General features: G+C 49.7%; 12 protein-coding genes. 2 read left to right on the top strand and 10 right to left on the bottom strand.

Annotated elements, in window-relative coordinates; translation table 11 throughout:
• Positions 1 to 290 precede the first annotated feature (290 nt).
• The 9 genes from ACKFKH_RS20760 to ACKFKH_RS20800 all read right to left on the bottom strand — a co-directional run bounded on the left by ACKFKH_RS20760 (position 291) and on the right by ACKFKH_RS20800 (position 8714).
• Complete coding sequence (locus tag ACKFKH_RS20760) at positions 291 to 1892, bottom strand: NAD(P)H-quinone oxidoreductase subunit 4 (RefSeq protein ID WP_446860328.1); 1602 nt, start codon at positions 1890 to 1892, stop codon at positions 291 to 293.
• 570 nt (positions 1893 to 2462) lie between these two features.
• On the bottom strand, positions 2463 to 3962 hold the full coding sequence (locus tag ACKFKH_RS20765; protein WP_446860249.1) for a type IV pilus twitching motility protein PilT: 1500 nt from the start codon (positions 3960 to 3962) through the stop codon (positions 2463 to 2465).
• Between the two features lie 296 nt (positions 3963 to 4258).
• Positions 4259 to 5197, bottom strand: coding sequence for a glycosyltransferase family 2 protein (locus ACKFKH_RS20770; RefSeq protein WP_446860250.1), 939 nt, complete (start codon positions 5195 to 5197; stop codon positions 4259 to 4261).
• A gap of 134 nt (positions 5198 to 5331) precedes the next feature.
• Entirely contained in the window at positions 5332 to 6144 is an 813-nt protein-coding gene (locus ACKFKH_RS20775; protein ID WP_446860251.1) for a hypothetical protein, read from the bottom strand.
• Between the two features lie 113 nt (positions 6145 to 6257).
• A complete protein-coding gene (locus ACKFKH_RS20780; RefSeq protein ID WP_446860252.1) occupies positions 6258 to 6638 on the bottom strand; it encodes a hypothetical protein in 381 nt (126 codons plus the stop codon).
• Positions 6639 to 6710: 72 nt separating this feature from the next.
• On the bottom strand, positions 6711 to 7058 hold the full coding sequence (locus ACKFKH_RS20785; protein ID WP_446860253.1) for a helix-turn-helix domain-containing protein: 348 nt from the start codon (positions 7056 to 7058) through the stop codon (positions 6711 to 6713).
• Positions 7059 to 7366: 308 nt separating this feature from the next.
• Entirely contained in the window at positions 7367 to 7741 is a 375-nt protein-coding gene (locus ACKFKH_RS20790) for a hypothetical protein (protein ID WP_446860254.1), read from the bottom strand.
• A gap of 89 nt (positions 7742 to 7830) precedes the next feature.
• Positions 7831 to 8121, bottom strand: a complete 291-nt coding sequence (locus ACKFKH_RS20795) for a hypothetical protein (protein ID WP_446860255.1) — start codon at positions 8119 to 8121, stop codon at positions 7831 to 7833.
• Between the two features lie 83 nt (positions 8122 to 8204).
• The gene (locus ACKFKH_RS20800; RefSeq protein WP_446860256.1) at positions 8205 to 8714 is read right to left on the bottom strand and encodes a hypothetical protein; all 510 of its coding nucleotides are present in this window, start codon (positions 8712 to 8714) and stop codon (positions 8205 to 8207) included.
• 625 nt (positions 8715 to 9339) lie between these two features.
• Between ACKFKH_RS20800 and ahcY the strand changes: the two genes are divergently transcribed.
• Both ahcY and ACKFKH_RS20810 read left to right on the top strand, forming a co-directional pair.
• Positions 9340 to 10617, top strand: coding sequence for an adenosylhomocysteinase (gene ahcY / locus ACKFKH_RS20805; protein ID WP_446860257.1), 1278 nt, complete (start codon positions 9340 to 9342; stop codon positions 10615 to 10617).
• A 241-nt stretch (positions 10618 to 10858) separates the two neighbouring features.
• Positions 10859 to 15040, top strand: coding sequence for a DEAD/DEAH box helicase (locus ACKFKH_RS20810; protein WP_446860258.1), 4182 nt, complete (start codon positions 10859 to 10861; stop codon positions 15038 to 15040).
• Positions 15041 to 15307: 267 nt separating this feature from the next.
• Here the strand turns inward: ACKFKH_RS20810 and ACKFKH_RS20815 are convergent, their stop codons facing one another.
• Positions 15308 to 16690 carry a glycoside hydrolase 100 family protein gene (locus tag ACKFKH_RS20815; protein ID WP_446860259.1) on the bottom strand — a complete coding sequence of 461 codons (1383 nt, stop codon included), beginning with the start codon at positions 16688 to 16690 and terminating at the stop codon, positions 15308 to 15310.
• Positions 16691 to 16715: the final 25 nt, after the last annotated feature.

Raw genomic sequence — 16715 nt, forward strand, 5'->3', positions numbered from 1 at the left:
TAGGGGGCTGCCTGGAGTGATCGCCACAGCGAGGGATTTCATCGAATTCACGTTTCTCTTAACGCGATGTGAACTCAATGAGATTGTTCGCTTAGATTGCCGAGTCGGGTTGCTTCCTAAATTCCTATGGGTAAGAGACTCTGAATCGACGGCCTCGTCCAAAAGTTCCCAAAATTGGCAGCTTGGGGGGCAGAAGCCGTAAACAACGAAGCCCAAAAACGCCTCAAATTGGCACTAAAAAAGCCCGGAAGCATAACACCTCCAGGCCAACCGAGATCTTTTGGGCGAAACTACTTCATCAGACCCAGCAACTCGTTTTGCTGAATGGCAGGTGCCACAAAGGAGAACTGAGGGAGAGTTTCGAGGTGCTGATTAGCCACAACCGGAACCGCACTTCGGACATGAGCCGCAATTTGGACGGTCTTCACATCGTAGGTTTGCGTGATCAGCTTGGGATAGAGACCAATCGCGACGATCGGCAGCAGCAGACAAGCCGCAATAAAAGACTCACGGGGCTTGGCATCTAGCAAAACTGCGCCCGCGATCGCCTTGCCTTCTTCGCCATAAAACATTTCGCGCAGCATCGAGAGCAGGTAAATCGGAGTCACAATCAGACCCACCGCCGAAAGCAGCACAATCACCGCTTTGAAAGAAGAACTGTAAGCATCACTGGTTGTGAATCCTAAGAAGACCGCTAGTTCGCCGACAAATCCACTCATCCCAGGCAGTGCCAGCGAGGCCATCGACCCGATCGTAAAGAGCGCAAACACACTGGGCATCTTTTTCGCCAAACCGCCCATCTCATCTAGATCGAGCGTGTGGGTGCGATCGTAGGTGACCCCTGCCAAGAAGAACAGCGCCGCCGCGATCAGTCCGTGGGACACCATTTGCAACACCGCCCCACTCATTCCCAGGTCGCTAAACGAAGCCAATCCCAGCAGCACAAAGCCCATGTGCGAGATCGAGGAGTAAGCCATCCGCCGCTTCAAGTTACGTTGGGCAAAGGAAGCCAGCGCCCCGTAGACGATGTTGACGATGCCCAAAATAGCCAGCACCGGAGCAAAGTAGACGTGAGCGTGAGGCAGCATCTCCAGGTTCATGCGAATCAGCGCATAGCCGCCCATTTTGAGCAACACGCCCGCCAGCACCATTGAAACGGGAGCAGAGGCTTCGCCGTGAGCATCGGGCAGCCAAGTGTGGAATGGGAAAATCGGCAGCTTGACTCCGTAGGCAATCAGCAACGCTCCGTAAACGCACAGTTCAAAGGTTAAGGAGTACTCTTTTAGCCCCAATTCCTGCATGTTGAAGGTGACGTGATCCCCATAGAAGGCCATCGCCAGGGCAGCAATTAGGATAAAAATAGAACCGATCGCCGTGTAGAGAATAAATTTAGTCGCTGCATACATGCGTTTTGGGCCACCCCAGATTGCGATCAGAATGTAAACCGGAACCAGTTCAATTTCCCACATCAAAAAGAACTGAACCATGTCCTGGGCACAAAACACTCCAATCTGAGCCGCATACATCACCAGCATCAAAAAGTGAAATAGGCGGGGCTTTTTGTCTACTCTCCAGGCTGCCAAAATCGAGAGCGTGGTCACCAATCCTGTCAAAACGACCAGGGGCATTGAAATGCCGTCTACTGCGAGAGACCAATTAATGCCCAACTGAGGAACCCAAGCGTAGCTCTCAGTGAGTTGAAACGCTGAATTCTGGAAGTCGTAGTGGTTCCAAAAGCTGTAGACAATCAGGGCGAGATCAGTCAGCGCTACGCCCAGCGAATACCAGCGAACCGTCTTGCCCTGCTTATCGGGAATGACCGGAATGAGGAGAGACGCTACCAGGGGTAGCAGAATGATCGTTGTTAGCCAGGGGAAGTGTGTACTCACGATGAGAACCTAAACAATTTTGTAGGGAGGACGCTGTTTACTGTTCGTTGTGAAGCTTCTTTGCTGAATCTGTATCCCCGTTATCGAAGGTGGAAAGCCTGTAGAGTGCCAGACTCAGAGCGATAGGGGGGAAGCGGGAGTGGCGGTGTAATCGGGGTGTCTCAGGGTGAGGCGGTGACTTTCCACAAATCCCAGGGGTTGACAGACCAGGTTAGAGGCGTTTCGGAAGTCAATGAGGATTTATACTTACTGACCTATCTTACCCACAAATCATTAAGAAATGTAAAGCTGTGCAACGCTTTTGATTTGAAGTTCGATCGGCTTTCCATAGAAATCTTTGATGCACTTATGTTTTGCAGGGTTGATATCACTGAATCTAGAATCAAGTGGTCGTTCACCCTTTCCGTAACATTCCTTAATATTTTAGTTGTTAAGAGATGTAAAGCGGAAAAACTTAACAATTGCCCATAACGGTTACTCGAAGCGAGTTGTGAGCCATTCCCCAGTCAGCACAAAAAAAGAGGCAGTAAAATTTGCCCCTCCCATTCTCGGTATCCCCGGCAAAAACGCCCGTCAGGTTGCAGGTTTATTGAAATATTCAGTCGTCATCAGACCCGATCGACTCGATCGTCGCGTGTAGTTTTTCATCATGTAGCTGAGGTCTTCAGGGTTGAGCGACACGGACACCGCATCACTTTGGGTCACAACGCCCGCTTCATAGAGGTCAAAGAGAGCTTGGTTCATCGTTTGAGAGCCGTCTTTACCTTCTTCCATCAGTTGATAAATCTCATCAATACTGCCCTTTTGCAGGTAATCGCGAATCGTATCGGTGTTGAGCATAATTTCCATTGCGGCGGTGCGGCCCCCTTTGACAGTTGGCACCAAGGCTTGACCGATCACTGCTTGCATGGCTTCGACGATTTGCATTCGTACAATGTCTTGCTCGTCAGGCGTGTAAAAGTTGAGTAGGCGCTTAAGGGCGTTGACCGTGCCTTTGGTATGGAGCGTTCCTAGTACCAGGTGTCCCGTTAGCGCAGCCCGAATCGCTGTATCTACGGTTTCTCGATCGCGCATCTCCCCAATCAGAATAATGTCGGGATCTTGTCTCAGAGCAGCTCTCAGCGCTTCTTTAAATTCTTGAGTGTGTAGCCCGACTTCTCGCTGGGTAATCAGACATTGGTTAGAAGTATGAACGTACTCGATCGGGTCTTCGATCGTCACAATTTTGCGCGGCAGCGTGTCGTTGACATGGCGCAACATGGCGGCCAGCGTCGTTGATTTTCCAGAGTTGACAGGGCCGGTGACCAGAATGAGTCCCTGCCGCTCTTCTGCGAGTCTGCACAGGACATCAGGCAGCCCCATCTTGCCCACAGTCGGCACTTCTAAAGAAATCAACCGCAACACCATCACGCCGCCCATAATCGACTGAGCGCAGTTGACCCGACAGCGGACTAATCCTTTGTAAAAAACGGCGGTGTCGAGTTCTTGCCGACTGCGAAAGTTGTCTTTTTGTTCTGGAGACAGCACCTCCTCCAAAAATTCCTCAAATTGGCGAGGCGTAATCACTCCATAATTTTCTTGCAGGCGGATATGTCCTTGAATCCGGTAGCGCGGCACCTCACCCACCTGGAGGTGAATGTCAGAAGCGCCTTTTTTGCAGGCATCTTCGACCATGCCGCGAATCGTGCCCTGTTGCTCAATCTCGCTGCTGGGCTGATCGAGGGCAATCGAACTCAAACTCATCGCCTGAACGCCCTGCGTCGTCGGCCCACAATTGACGCGCCCCTGCATAAAGCCAGGAATTTGTACATTGGTATCCAGCTTTTGGGTCTCTAGATACTGCTTAAGCTGAGGCGCTGTCAAAACTTCTTGAACGTAATGACTAAAGCGATCGGGGGTCAAGATCGGTAGATGGTCTTGCGGAATCAGCTTTCCGTGGACGCGAAAGAACGGCGATCGACCAATCTGCATGTAAAGGGCCGTCGCACCCTGATTATAGGCATCCTGAATGAGTAGCCGAATCGAGGTGGTCGTCTGGGGCGCAGGGTCAGTAGAAACCTGGATCGCAGTCATAGCAAATCGCGTCGAGAGTTAATAAGAAAAAGCGGTCTAGTCAAGCTAAATAGTCAATCTAAAACTGATCAAACACTCATCAAAAACAGAAACACACTTGGAATCAGCTTAAAAACTGTTTCGTAGATTTTAGTTGAGAAATCAGTCAAACTACGCTAAAAAACTCTAAAGGGATGAATTGCGCTTTTAATGACTCGATCGCTGAGAGAACGGAGGCACTTTTGACGGGAGTGCTTCTATCTAAGGTTAAGTTGTAGCTTATAACGGATGACTCTTTTGGTGGAAAATTGTTCTCGTTACGATCGCTTAACTCCCGCTGTAGGGGACACTAGCCCCTGAGTCGCTTTGATCAAGTAGCCGATTTGACCATAGCTGTAAACAAGATTTTCAAACCGCTGTGCAGGATCAGATACAAACTTGACCGCTTTGTACAGTCCCCGAATCAACCGCTCACCGCCCCGACGAAACTGCCCTAGACCCGCCTCGCCTGCGAGTTGTTCGCGGTAACATTCACTAATCCCTTGCCACCAGCCTCGACTGAGAAACCAGCTTTGATTGACGCGCTCAGGAGCGACATGGTGAGCGACCAGCGCATCGGGTAGATAAGCAACCTGCCAACCCGTTTGCAAGGCCAGATTCGTCATGTGCAGTTCTTCGTTAGAAAGCAGGTTTTTGCCGACGCGGCCGAGATTGGGATCAAAGCCACCAATTTGTTCTAAAAACGTTCGTCGAATTGAATAATTTAAGCCTCTAGGAGTCAAACCGGGACGATCGACATACACTAGCGAATCTCCCAAATCGTAAGCACCCAGGTTGCCAGCCAATCCATCAGAGAGCCAGGGCGGAGGAGTCATATCATTCACCCAGAGTAAGGTTACCTTGCCGCCTGCGATCGCCAGCTTTTCATTCTGCTGATAGGCTTCGTAGAGATGTTTTAGCCAGTCAGGAGTGGCGATCGCGTCATCATCCAAATAAGCCAGAATCTCACTGTTTGCCGCTTTTGCCCCCGTGTTTCGAGCAACCGAAAGTCCGGTAATTGGCTCGTAGACGTACTTTAACCGGGGATCGCTCAAGCGAGCTTCGACGACTTCGCGGGTACGATCGCTCGACGCATTATCCACCACCACCACTTCAAAATCGGCAAATGACTGGGAGAGGAGACTGTCGATCGCGAGTCCCAAATAGTGATCCCGATTGTGGGTACAGATGATGGCAGATACCTGGGGGTCGGGCATGGTTTCAGTTTCCAGAGAGGGTTTGACGCTTGGAGTTGTCTACATCACAACACACACAGGCAAGATCAAGATCCGTAGAATTCTGGTTAAACTTTGCAGGGACTGTAGCGCGCTTAAAGTTTTTGTCCTGATGCCTACTCTTTAAGATGGCTGTGCATGACGACGAGGGTTTCTGAAAGTTGATTGAGGCGAGTTTCGAGGTGTTGTTTGCGTCCGAGAAGCTGACGAAGTTTTTGGTGACGGGCGATCGCTAGGCTCAGACTCGGCACCTGTTCGGGAGGACAAGGACAAGACCAAAGCTGACCGTCTGCATTCAGCCCACACAATCGATAGCCTGTTCGCGGCGTTTCACAAGTCACTTGCTGATCCGGACTGGCACAGATTTCTTCGATGTAGTCCAACAAGCGATCGACTTCGGCGTGACGCAAAACCGAGGGATCGACCTCTGGCTCTTGAGAATGCGACTCTAGCCAACCGTCTACGATCGGGCCTTCCAGATAGAGATCTTGAATCTGACGCAAAATTTGGTGATGCTCAGTCTGCCAACTCTCGACGGTGGTCTGCAGTTCTTTAAGTAGATTGCTGGCTAGAAAGGGATTGGCCCCATTTTTGTGGCTGCTAAAGGTGGGCGTTTTGAGCCTGGGTAGATTAGGAATTTTGGATTCTGACGGCTCGACAGTGAAAGGCTGAACAAAGACTTTTTCTGCGTCCAGAGTAACGGTTTGAGTCGCGGACTCCTCTGGGGCAGAAAGTTTGGCGGGAGCGATGGCGGCTCTGACGGGCTTGGTCGCTGGTGGCTTGGTCGCAGCTCTGGGTTGCACCTCAAACGACAGCGCCTTGGTCGCACTTTGAGCAGAAGCGTTGGGAGCACTCACGGATGTCGAGCCAGGAACCTTAACCGTTAGCTGATTCAACGTTTCTTCGATTCGTTTTAGTTCTCTTTTCATAATTTCGCCACAACCACTGCCGGAACTCAAACCCGATGTCCTTGTGTAGTGGTTAATTGTAGCGGTGAAACTAGCGAGGATACCTATTTTCTTAAAAAAATACTGACAATTCTTTAGATTTTTTCTTCTAAAGGCTGACAAAAGGTTTGCACCCCTGTCTTGAGAACGTAGATAGCCACCGGGATGACCAGATTAGAGGGAATTTCGGTATCGGCAGCGATCGCGTCCATCACGTCGCCTGACAGCCCATCTTCTAGCCCTTCTTTAATCTCGGTATGACAGAGAATATGTCGCCAGCGTTTGGCTAACCCTTCGATCCAGCGCTCGTTGGTGTCGGGTTCTTGCCCCGCTCGAATCGCTAATGAGATTGCTGCATCTTCTAAGTCACCGTCACAGTCCTCAATGACTCTCAACGCTTCCAGAGCAGCGGGGTGGTCAGCTAATTCTGAGCGAAAAAACTCAAGCTCTTGAGGCGTGACAACAATCAGAGTCATGGTGCGATGAAATTATGCTTCGGGGTCTAGTTCTTATGATACGAAAGGGATAAGGGAATGGGTCGGAATTTCTCAAGTGGGGTTGAGATGAGTGACGATCGTCTCCACTGTCAACTGAAGCGATGTGATCATCGTCTTGAGATCTGCCACATCACTGCTCAAATGCTCTAATCGACATTCGATCGCTTTGAGGTCGGGTTGACTTGTTTGCCAAAGTGAACACTTGAGGGCTGAGAGAATCTTTTCAACGGTCGAAAAGGTTGGTTCGTACTGAGGATCATTCAAAATGCGGTGAATTTGTTGCGTATAGCCCAGGGCGCTTCCTCCATGCTCTTTGGCGATCTCTGCCGAAATTTTGCGAATACTCATGCCCTGAGTTTTCATCATTTCTCGAATCACCTCCACCACTTGTCCTTGCATAAATTTGCCTATTCCACTACTCTTTTCTGAAGAACTTGAATCAACTGAGTGACCTGCGCCGATCGGTGAGGGTCATTTTTTTAATTGCGAACGCGATAAAGCTTTTTTGCTGCGTTGCTGACAAATTTGCGGTTTAACGTCCCTCACGGATGGGGAAATCGAGGAGCGTTTCTAAATTTGCAGGCGATTCATCGAACTGAAGTTAGTTTCACACTTTCAAACGTGAAAGCTCCAAACGTGAAAGCTCAAACGTAAAAGCAGCAGAACTTGAGTTGCTCCACTGCTTATCCTTAAATCATTGACTGAGATTACAGACCAACCAATTCGCGGGATTCGAGTCCGGTTAGCTGTTGGGCGATCGTAAGACGGGTTTCTAGTTTGGCGACGCTAAACTCATTGCGTAAATGCTCTAAATGAGCCAGGGCATTCGATTTTTCGGTGGTGGCCCGATTGAGAGCATCGACGGCGCGGGAGTATTCTTGGTTGACTTGCAGCACTTCAAATCGGCGGGCTTTGCGCTGGTTGTCGTTTTTAAGCGCAGTTTCAAAAGCCACCACCATATCGGCATTGCCTTCTAATCGAGCGATGTGTTGACGGACTTCAGCGATGTGTTGCTCCAATTCATTCACATGTTGGGCAGCTTGAGCGATCGCGGCGGGATATTGACCTAAACGAAGTTTCATGACGGCATTCCTCGAAGATTGGGTGTGGTCAGTAGCGGACTGAGCGTTTAATCAACGCTGGACTACGAACAACGGACAAAAAGCAGCCCTTAAGCCACGAGTTCTTGAAGCTGGGGGAGCGCCGATCTCTCGGAGTTACCCGCAAGGGGTCGAGTTGGCAACTCGTGTGTGTGAACTGGCTGGGAGGCAGGAGCCGCTTTTTCTAAAACTTGGACTTCGATCTTGACGGCGACCAAATAAGAGCCAGCTTGCTCACCCACGGCTTCGGCAATCAGTTCGGCAATGGCGGGGCGATCGGCGGTAATGGGGTCACGCAAAGAGCAACGATCCCATTCGTACTTGGCGGCGGGGTCAAGGTGCAGAATGTAATGTTTGGTCATGACATGAGAACCTGAATCATTTGTACTATTGTAGTTCAAGACCACAACGATTGACAAGGGGAAGAGAGGCGGGAGGCAGGAAATTAGGCGGCGACTCCTTGCGGGTGACTCGAAGCGATCGCGGCTTCTCGTTTGGCTTTAGGAGCGGCAACAGAGGGCTTGGAGTTAAGACCAAACTGTTTGGTGTCTTGTCGATCCCAGTAAGCGAGAGCTTTAGCTAGGTCGGTGTGACCTAGAAGCTTGATTTCGTAAGGTAAATGGGTGATAAATTGACTTTTCTGTAGCTGAAAAAGGTAGCCAGAAACCGTCAAACGTTGGGCAAATTTTTGGGCCTGAGTGATGTTTTCAAAGCCGAAGTAGCAAAATGCTTGGGGCTTGATTAGCTGAAAAGGCAGCCTGACCACTAAAACTCTGGGGGAAAGATATTGCCCAACTCGTCCTCTTTGTAAGGAGAAAAAGCGACCAATTTGCATAGATTGAAGCACTCTTTTGATAGATATATTGTAGCCAATGCTCACTACAGATTTTGGGGTTTGAGTGGTGCAATTACCGTCTTCAAACGCTCCGACTGGACGCAGGATTTTACCCGTCAAGGGTGGCTTTCCGACTTCAGTTAAGATTGAGAGAGGTCAAGTAAAAGCACTGAGGATTAAAGTTGGCATTTGCTAAGGGCGATCTCTTTGAGTCAACTCCAAAAGGTCGCTGACAAAGTTTGCTTACACCAGGCTGAAACCTGCTTGCGATGGGGAAACAACTCAACTGATTCCTATTATAGTACACACGTACTGAACAGTGTGACGACGGAGTGGTTCAGTTGATAGGTTTAAAGAATCTTTACAATTGAGCAGAGATTTGTGCCATGCTCATTAAGCGCAGAACAAGCTTCTGGTCTGGACTTGACTTACCTATGGAACCTGATGAAGGATAAATCGGGGTTCATAGCCTCTTCAGGGATGGTCTCCGTATACGCAAACTCACGCTTCAGCAGCCTCTTGTCCGCCTGGTCTAATGCCTTGTGACTGGCATTGCGATCGCTTGCGGCTGATTTAAGACGATCGCCTGCGGGGCACTCAAAGCGATCTCACCTGTGTTAGATTCACCCTGAGAAATAAAGGTGGCTGACTCTGGAGTAGATCACTCTGAAGATTGCAGGCTAACTTTTTAAGAGGGGAACGAATCCCTCACACCCACATTTGACTTTTCTGAGGAAACAACTTCATGACTGCAACTCCCGTCCGGGCGAAGTACGAAATCAAAGACATCTCGCTTGCGCCTCTTGGTAAACAGCGGATTGAATGGGCTGGGCGGGAAATGCCTGTCCTCAAACAGATTCGCGATCGCTTTGCCCAAGAGCAGCCGTTTGCTGGAGTCAAAATTACTGCTTGCTGCCACATCACGACCGAGACCGCAAATCTGGCGATCGCCCTTAAAGCGGGTGGTGCAGATGCAATTCTCATTGCCAGCAATCCACTCTCGACCCAAGACGATACGGCAGCCAGTCTGGTCGCAGACTACGAAATTCCTGTATTTGCCTTTAGAGGTGAAGATGCAGAAACCTATCATCGTCATGTTCAGATTGCGTTGGATCACCGTCCCAACATCATCATTGATGACGGCTGTGATGTCGTAGCCAGCCTGGTGCAACACCGCAAACACCAACTCGCTGACCTGATCGGCACGACCGAAGAAACCACGACAGGAATTGTGCGGTTGCAGGCGATGCTCCGCGATGGCGTACTGACCTTCCCGGCGATGAACGTCAACGATGCGGAAACCAAGCATTTCTTTGACAATCGCTACGGCACAGGCCAATCCACGTTGGATGGGATCATTCGGGCGACCAACATTCTCTTGGCGGGCAAAACGATCGTCGTCGCGGGTTATGGCTGGTGTGGCAAAGGCACGGCAATGCGGGCGCGAGGCATGGGTGCCAACGTAATCGTGACAGAGATCAACCCTGTAGCGGCGATCGAGGCTGTGATGGATGGTTTTCAGGTGATGCCGATGGCGGATGCGGCAACGAAGGGCGACATCTTCATTACCGTGACGGGCAACAAGCATGTGATCCGGGGCGAACACTTCGACGTGATGAAAGATGGCGCGATCGTTTCCAACTCTGGTCACTTTGACATTGAAATCGATCTCGAAGCCCTGAAAGAACGCACCACTGATGTGCAAACCGTTCGCAACTTCACCGAAGAGTACAAGCTCAAGGGTGGCAAGTCGATCGTCGTTTTGGGCGAAGGTCGTCTGGTTAACTTGGCGGCGGCTGAAGGGCATCCCAGTGCGGTGATGGATATGAGTTTTGCAAACCAGGCGATGGCGGCTGAATATCTTGTCAAAAACAAGGGCAAGCTGACCCCTGGCGTTTACTCGATTCCTCAAGAGCTGGATCAAGAGATCGCTCGCTTGAAATTGCAGGCAATGGGCTTCTCGATCGATACCCTCAGCGCCGCGCAAACCGAGTACATCAACTCTTGGACTTCGGGCACCTGATCGGCAGCATGACTCGGTAAGGTTCTAGATTAAAAAGTCTGAATTGAAAAGGATGGGGGATTCAGTTTCCCTGTCCTTTTCTGTCATTTTGGGTGAGTGTTCTCCTAGATTTGCAACTCCTCAAAATTAAGCGTCTGGTACACTAATCCAAATGGTGTTCGGGGAGATTTTCTAAATGGTTAGAATTAGATCTTGAGAACATTGTTTTTAGTGTTATCAACTCTTGTCTCCATCAAGTGCTATGACTGACTCTCAACCAAATCTAACAGAGCTTCGTCAGCAGCTAATTGAGAACTATCAAAACTTGGCGGCTCCCGATCGCGCGATCGTTCAGTTGCTTTCAGTCATCTATGAGCCAGTCAGCCGAACTGCATTTCTAAACTGCGTCAACCACACCGGGACACGAGATGCACGAGACAAGGCGTTTGTCAGTTCGACGTTGAAGGTTTATCTCGATCGCTTACTCGAAGTTCAATTAATTATTCAGCAGGGCGGACAGGGGCCTCAGTGCAATCCGCTATTGGTGGAAGTTGCCACTCGTGATGCTGTAAAGGCGGGACGGTTTGAGGCATTTGTGAGTGCGATCGAGCGATTTTTACCCATTCCTCAACGCTGGAAAGACCAGGGGCCACGTAACTTTAAGAATGAACAACAACTGATTCGCGAAGTTCGGATTGGACTCTATCGCAAAGATGTTAAATACATCGAGCAACAGTTAGAAGATTACGAAAGATATAGCTATCATCTCAACAAAGTTTCAATTGGCGACATTCTAACGCGGGTTTGCAACAATCCCTTTGATGCCGATTGGTTTTGCACATTGCCCCAGGAATTGTATGAAACGGCCCTGATTTGCATTCTCAACGATTCGCTTCTAAATTTGACTCCTGCACCTGAAGCCTTTTCGCTGCTGCGATCGGAGTGTGAGAAAGCGTCGAGTGCCGACATGCAGCGCATTCTGCTTACCGAACAGTTGCTCCTGCGGGGTCAGTTGTCACAAGCTCAGGAGATCTGCGATCGCTTCTCTGAGCCTTACCGCACCAGCACCGCCGCTTTGAGAGGATGGCTACACTTTTTGCGGGGAGAAGATGACGCGGCAATTGGAGAGTATACGATCGCCCTCACTGCTCTCCAGAAAGGCCACGGCAAAAAGAAAGCCTACTTTCACTCAGTCGGTGGACTGTTTTTTGTATTAGCCTTGCTCAGAAAGGGATCGGGCGATAGTCTCAAACGAGCCGAAATCTATGCAGGGCTGGGACGACAAGCAAAACACTGGCTCAGTACGATCTATGTGGCGCTAGAAAAAGTCGCTCAATTTCAGCAGGGCGATCTCTCGCAAAAAGAGTTTGTAATTAGCCTGGCTCCCGACTCAACCAGTCACAGTTTAGAGATTCTGTTTCTGGCGCTGTGCGTTTTGTGGGTAGATGCCAACTATGCCAAAACTCATCTGCCTAAGCTGCTGGAGCCGTTTTATCGCAAAGCTGAATCCGCTGAATATCGCTGGCTCATGCTGGAAACGGGCGAAATTTTGTTGCGGCTCAAACCTCGCAGTCCATTAGGTAAAGTGCGTCAAGAAAACGGCATTGTTCCTTTGGCTGGTTTGATTCAACATCAGGAGCCGTGGGAACTCTGCCTGACTGCCTTGACCAATCTGCACAAAGACCCCCAGCCTGCCGCCAAATCTGAAACTCATCAACGTCTCGCCTGGTTTGTCACCTACTCAACGTCGGGCTGTCTGCTCCAACCCCGTGAGCAAGCCCTCAACGCCAAAGGAGAATGGGGCAAGGGTCGCAATATCGCCCTCAAACGGTTGACCAATCCCAATAGTTTTAGCTATTTGACGCAGCAGGATGTTCAGGTCTGCTCTCACCTCAAAGCCTACAACTATGGTTACTACGGTCAGATCGATTATGCCTTTGGCGAACGAGCGATCGTTTCTCTCATCGGTCATCCACTCGTTTTTTGGGACGCAACGCCAGCGACGAAAATTGAAGTCGTCAAAGGAGAACCCGAACTCCTGGTCAAAAAAGGCAAAGGGGATCAGTTAACGCTACAGTTTTCACCCGACCTCAAGGGAGACAAAAAGATTCTCGCCATCAAGGAAACTCCGACTCGTCTGAAGGTCATCGAAATCACCGCCGAACATCGACGAATTGCAGAAATCTTGGGTAAGGAAAATCGCTTACAAGTGCCCACAGCCGCCAAAGAACGGGTACTGGCTGCGATTCAGGCGGTCTCTAGCATTGTGACGGTGCATTCTGACATTGGGGGCGGTGTCGTTGCCGAAGAAGTGCCCTCTGATCCCAAACCTCACATTCACCTATTGCCTGCGGGGACGGGGCTAAAAGTGGCGGTGTTGGTGCGTCCGTTTGCTCAAGGTGGCTCTTATTATCGTCCGGGGGCGGGTGGGGCGATCGTTCTGGCAGAGATCGAAGGTAAACGGCTCCAAACCACACGAAATCTGCGCGAAGAAAAGCAATTGGCCCAGAGTGCGATCGAGGCTTGTTCCACTTTGTCTCACTATGAAGAATTCGATGGAGAATGGCTCATTGAAGATCCAGAAGATTGTTTAGAGTTACTTTTAGAACTGCAAAATATAGCCGATCGCGTCATTTTAGAATGGCCTCAAGGTGAAAAACTGCGCGTCAGTCATCATGCTGGACTGAATGACTTTAAACTAAAAATTCAACGTCAAAATGATTGGTTTGATACCACAGGTGAAGTGAGGCTGGATGACGATCGCGTTCTCGATATGCAACGCTTGATGGAATTGGTGGGACAAAGTTCGAGTCGATTTATTCCGCTTGGTAATGGTGAATTTGTCGCCCTGACGCAAGAGTTTCGCAAACGGTTGGACGATCTGCGAACCTATGGGGACAAACAGGGAAAAGGGCTACGAATTCATCCTCTGGCGGCTTTGGCGATCGAAGACTGGATTGATGAAGTGGGCGATCTCAAAGTCGATCAACACTGGAAAGCTCACATTCAACGTCTCAAAGAAGTGCAAACCCTGGAACCAGAATTACCTTCCACTTTGCAGGCTGACCTACGCGACTATCAGATCGACGGCTTTCGCTGGATGGCACGGCTGGCTCATTGGGGGGTCGGTGCCTGTCTCGCAGACGATATGGGATTGGGCAAAACCCTGCAATCGCTGGCGGTGATTTTGACTCGTGCGCCCCAGGGTGCCACGCTGATTGTCGCGCCTACATCGGTTTGTATGAATTGGATGAGCGAGGCCCAACGATTTGCACCGACGCTGAATATGATTCAATTTGGGAGCGGCGATCGCCAAAAAGTATTAGATGATTTGCAGCCGTTTGACGTGTTGGTATGCAGCTATGGCTTGTTGCAGCAAGAAGAACTGGCGGAAAAATTGGCTAAAGTTTCCTGGCAAACGATCGTCTTAGACGAAGCCCAATCGATCAAGAATTTTGCAACCAAGCGATCGCAAGCCGCGATGAATTTGCAGGGCGGATTCAAACTATTGACGACGGGAACGCCGATCGAAAATCATCTTGGCGAACTGTGGAATCTCTTTCGCTTTATCAATCCCGGTTTGCTTGGTTCGTTAGAAAGTTTTAATCAACGATTTGCTACACCGATTGAGAAATATGGCGACAAACAAGCCCGCAACCAACTCAAAAAACTAATTCAACCCTTTCTCTTGCGCCGTACCAAAAATCAGGTGCTAGAGGAACTCCCGTCTCGAACGGAAATCGTGCTAAACGTCGAGCTAAGTTCTGAGGAAATGGCATTTTATGAAGCGCTGCGCCGAGAAGCCATTTCTAAACTGTCAAACAGCGATGCGGCCGCGGGACAAAAACATCTGCAAGTGTTAGCAGAAATCATGAAGCTACGTCGCGCCTGTTGTAATACACAGCTAGTCAGTTCTGATATGACGTTGCCCAGTGCCAAACTACAACTGTTTGGAGAAGTCCTCGCAGAGCTATTAGACAACCGCCACAAAGCGCTGGTATTCAGTCAGTTTGTTGATCATTTGCATCTGATTCGCGACTATCTCGATCGCCAAAATATTCGCTATCAATATCTGGATGGCAGTACCCCGGCGGGCGATCGCAAAAAACGAGTCGATGCCTTTCAATCGGGCAATGGCGATGTGTTTTTAATCAGCCTCAAAGCTGGAGGAACTGGACTCAATCTCACCGCCGCTGACTATGTAATTCACATGGACCCGTGGTGGAATCCTGCTGTAGAAGATCAAGCCTCCGATCGCGCCCATCGCATCGGTCAGCACCGCCCTGTCACCATTTATCGACTCGTGGCGGAGGGTACGATCGAGGAGAAAATCGTCAATCTCCACCACCACAAGCGCGACCTGGCCGACAGTTTATTAGAAGGAACAGAGATGAGCGGCAAAGTCTCCACAGATGAACTGTTGCGATTGATTAGTGAGGGATAAAAGAAGGAATAAGGGATGAATCGTTTACGGCTCAGAATTGACGTGTGGTGAAATGCCGCAATTGTAGATTTTGAAACGCCTATAAATCTTCTATAAGCCAGAGATTTTGAACTACAAATCTTGTCTTAAAGTCCCCCAAAACTGGCAGCTTGGGAGGCAGAAGCCCCAAACAACGAAGCCAAAAAACTCAATCAAGCAAACGTTATCAACTCTGGCATCTTTACCCTTCATTCCTCATCCCTTCTTTTATCTCTCATCCCTCATCCCTCATCCTTCATCCCTCATCCCTTCCCAGAAGGTCACTAGCTTTAAGTGATCGGGATTTTTGATCAACTCCTTGGCTAACAAGTAACCCGCGATCGTCCAGGTCTGAAATTTTCGCGCTTCTTTGCCGATGAGCCGACCGTCTGGGCCATCGTAATATTCAGCCCATTGGTCTTGGACGAGCCGACGTTCTGCAACGGCGATCGCATGGTGAGCCAATTCGCCTCGACCCATTTTTTTGGCCGCCGCTGTCAACATCCACAAAAGAACGGGCCAGCTTCCGCCATTGTGATATGACCAGGGACGATTCTTGGGATCAGCCCCCGTGACGATCTGCCAATCCGAGTTTTCGAGGGCGGGATAACAGAGCTTCATCGGCATCTGACCCACTAGATCGCTCCAGCGTAGCTCGATCAAGTTGAGAATTTTGTGCGATTGTTGTTCAGTCGTTAGTGACAGGATAACCGCCATCAAATTGCCCAACGAAAAGAAGCGGCAATCAAGCTGGGACGGGCCCAAATTACCTGCCAAAAAGCCCCCCGCTTCGGGCAGCCAGTTAGCCAACCGATAAAACGGAATCGAGTCAGAATAAATGTTGAATTGATTCAGCGCTTCTTCGCCATATTCTTCGACTTGAAAGCGATAGATCACATTTAGCCGCTCTGGATCTAGCCAATAGTGTTCTCGTAGTTGTTTGAGCAACGGATCAAGACGGTTTTTGACGGCTCGAATCATAAACTGGTTTGTCTGATTGGGAGTCAGCAACTCCAAACTCGCTTTGAGCGCACCATAAAACAGCGATTGAATATCGAGCGGATGTCCATATAGGCCCATGCGACGATCGATCATACTAGCCGCATCAGGAACCAGCACCATCGGATACATATCAAATCGCGTCACCAAACACAGTTCTAAAACTAGACGAATGCCTTCTTGAAAATCTTCTCGCTCAACTAGCTCAGTGTCTTGAGTCGCAATCACATAAGCGCGCAGCAAAATCACCCACCACAAACAGGCATCCGCGGGAGCCACTCGACCGATCGCATGATCGCCAAAGTCTGCTTTGATATATTCTTGCCCGTTAAATGACGCAATTTTGAAACTAGCAGGCATCAAGCCACGACTGGGTTTTGAGCAGTCTAGCTGTCCTGTTTTGGGCTGTAATTTGAGCGTGACTTCTAAAAAATTGCGGACAATCTCAGGTCTGCCCTGCATTAAAAACAACAGTGCCGAAGAAATAAAATCTCGAATAAAACACTGGTCATAATTCAATGCCGCAATCTCTGGATCAAGGGCGGCGATCGTGCCCACGGGTTGTCCTTGATAATAGACAATGGATTCTTCAAGTGCTTGCCATGCTTGCTCTTCGATGGATAAATTGCCCAATCCTCGCGCCTCTCTAATAGATTAA

The sequence above is a fragment of the Phormidesmis sp. 146-20 genome, from assembly GCF_052939475.1.

What these genes read in the sequence shown, in the direction of transcription:
- ACKFKH_RS20765 (WP_446860249.1), bottom strand. Translation starts at nt 3,962, where the DNA reads ATGACTGCGATCCAGGTTTCTACTGACCCTGCGCCCCAGACGACCACC.
- ACKFKH_RS20770 (WP_446860250.1), bottom strand. Translation starts at nt 5,197, where the DNA reads ATGCCCGACCCCCAGGTATCTGCCATCATCTGTACCCACAATCGGGAT.
- ACKFKH_RS20775 (WP_446860251.1), bottom strand. Translation starts at nt 6,144, where the DNA reads ATGAAAAGAGAACTAAAACGAATCGAAGAAACGTTGAATCAGCTAACG.
- ACKFKH_RS20780 (WP_446860252.1), bottom strand. Translation starts at nt 6,638, where the DNA reads ATGACTCTGATTGTTGTCACGCCTCAAGAGCTTGAGTTTTTTCGCTCA.
- ACKFKH_RS20785 (WP_446860253.1), bottom strand. Translation starts at nt 7,058, where the DNA reads ATGCAAGGACAAGTGGTGGAGGTGATTCGAGAAATGATGAAAACTCAG.
- ACKFKH_RS20790 (WP_446860254.1), bottom strand. Translation starts at nt 7,741, where the DNA reads ATGAAACTTCGTTTAGGTCAATATCCCGCCGCGATCGCTCAAGCTGCC.
- ACKFKH_RS20795 (WP_446860255.1), bottom strand. Translation starts at nt 8,121, where the DNA reads ATGACCAAACATTACATTCTGCACCTTGACCCCGCCGCCAAGTACGAA.
- ahcY (WP_446860257.1), top strand. Translation starts at nt 9,340, where the DNA reads ATGACTGCAACTCCCGTCCGGGCGAAGTACGAAATCAAAGACATCTCG.
- ACKFKH_RS20810 (WP_446860258.1), top strand. Translation starts at nt 10,859, where the DNA reads ATGACTGACTCTCAACCAAATCTAACAGAGCTTCGTCAGCAGCTAATT.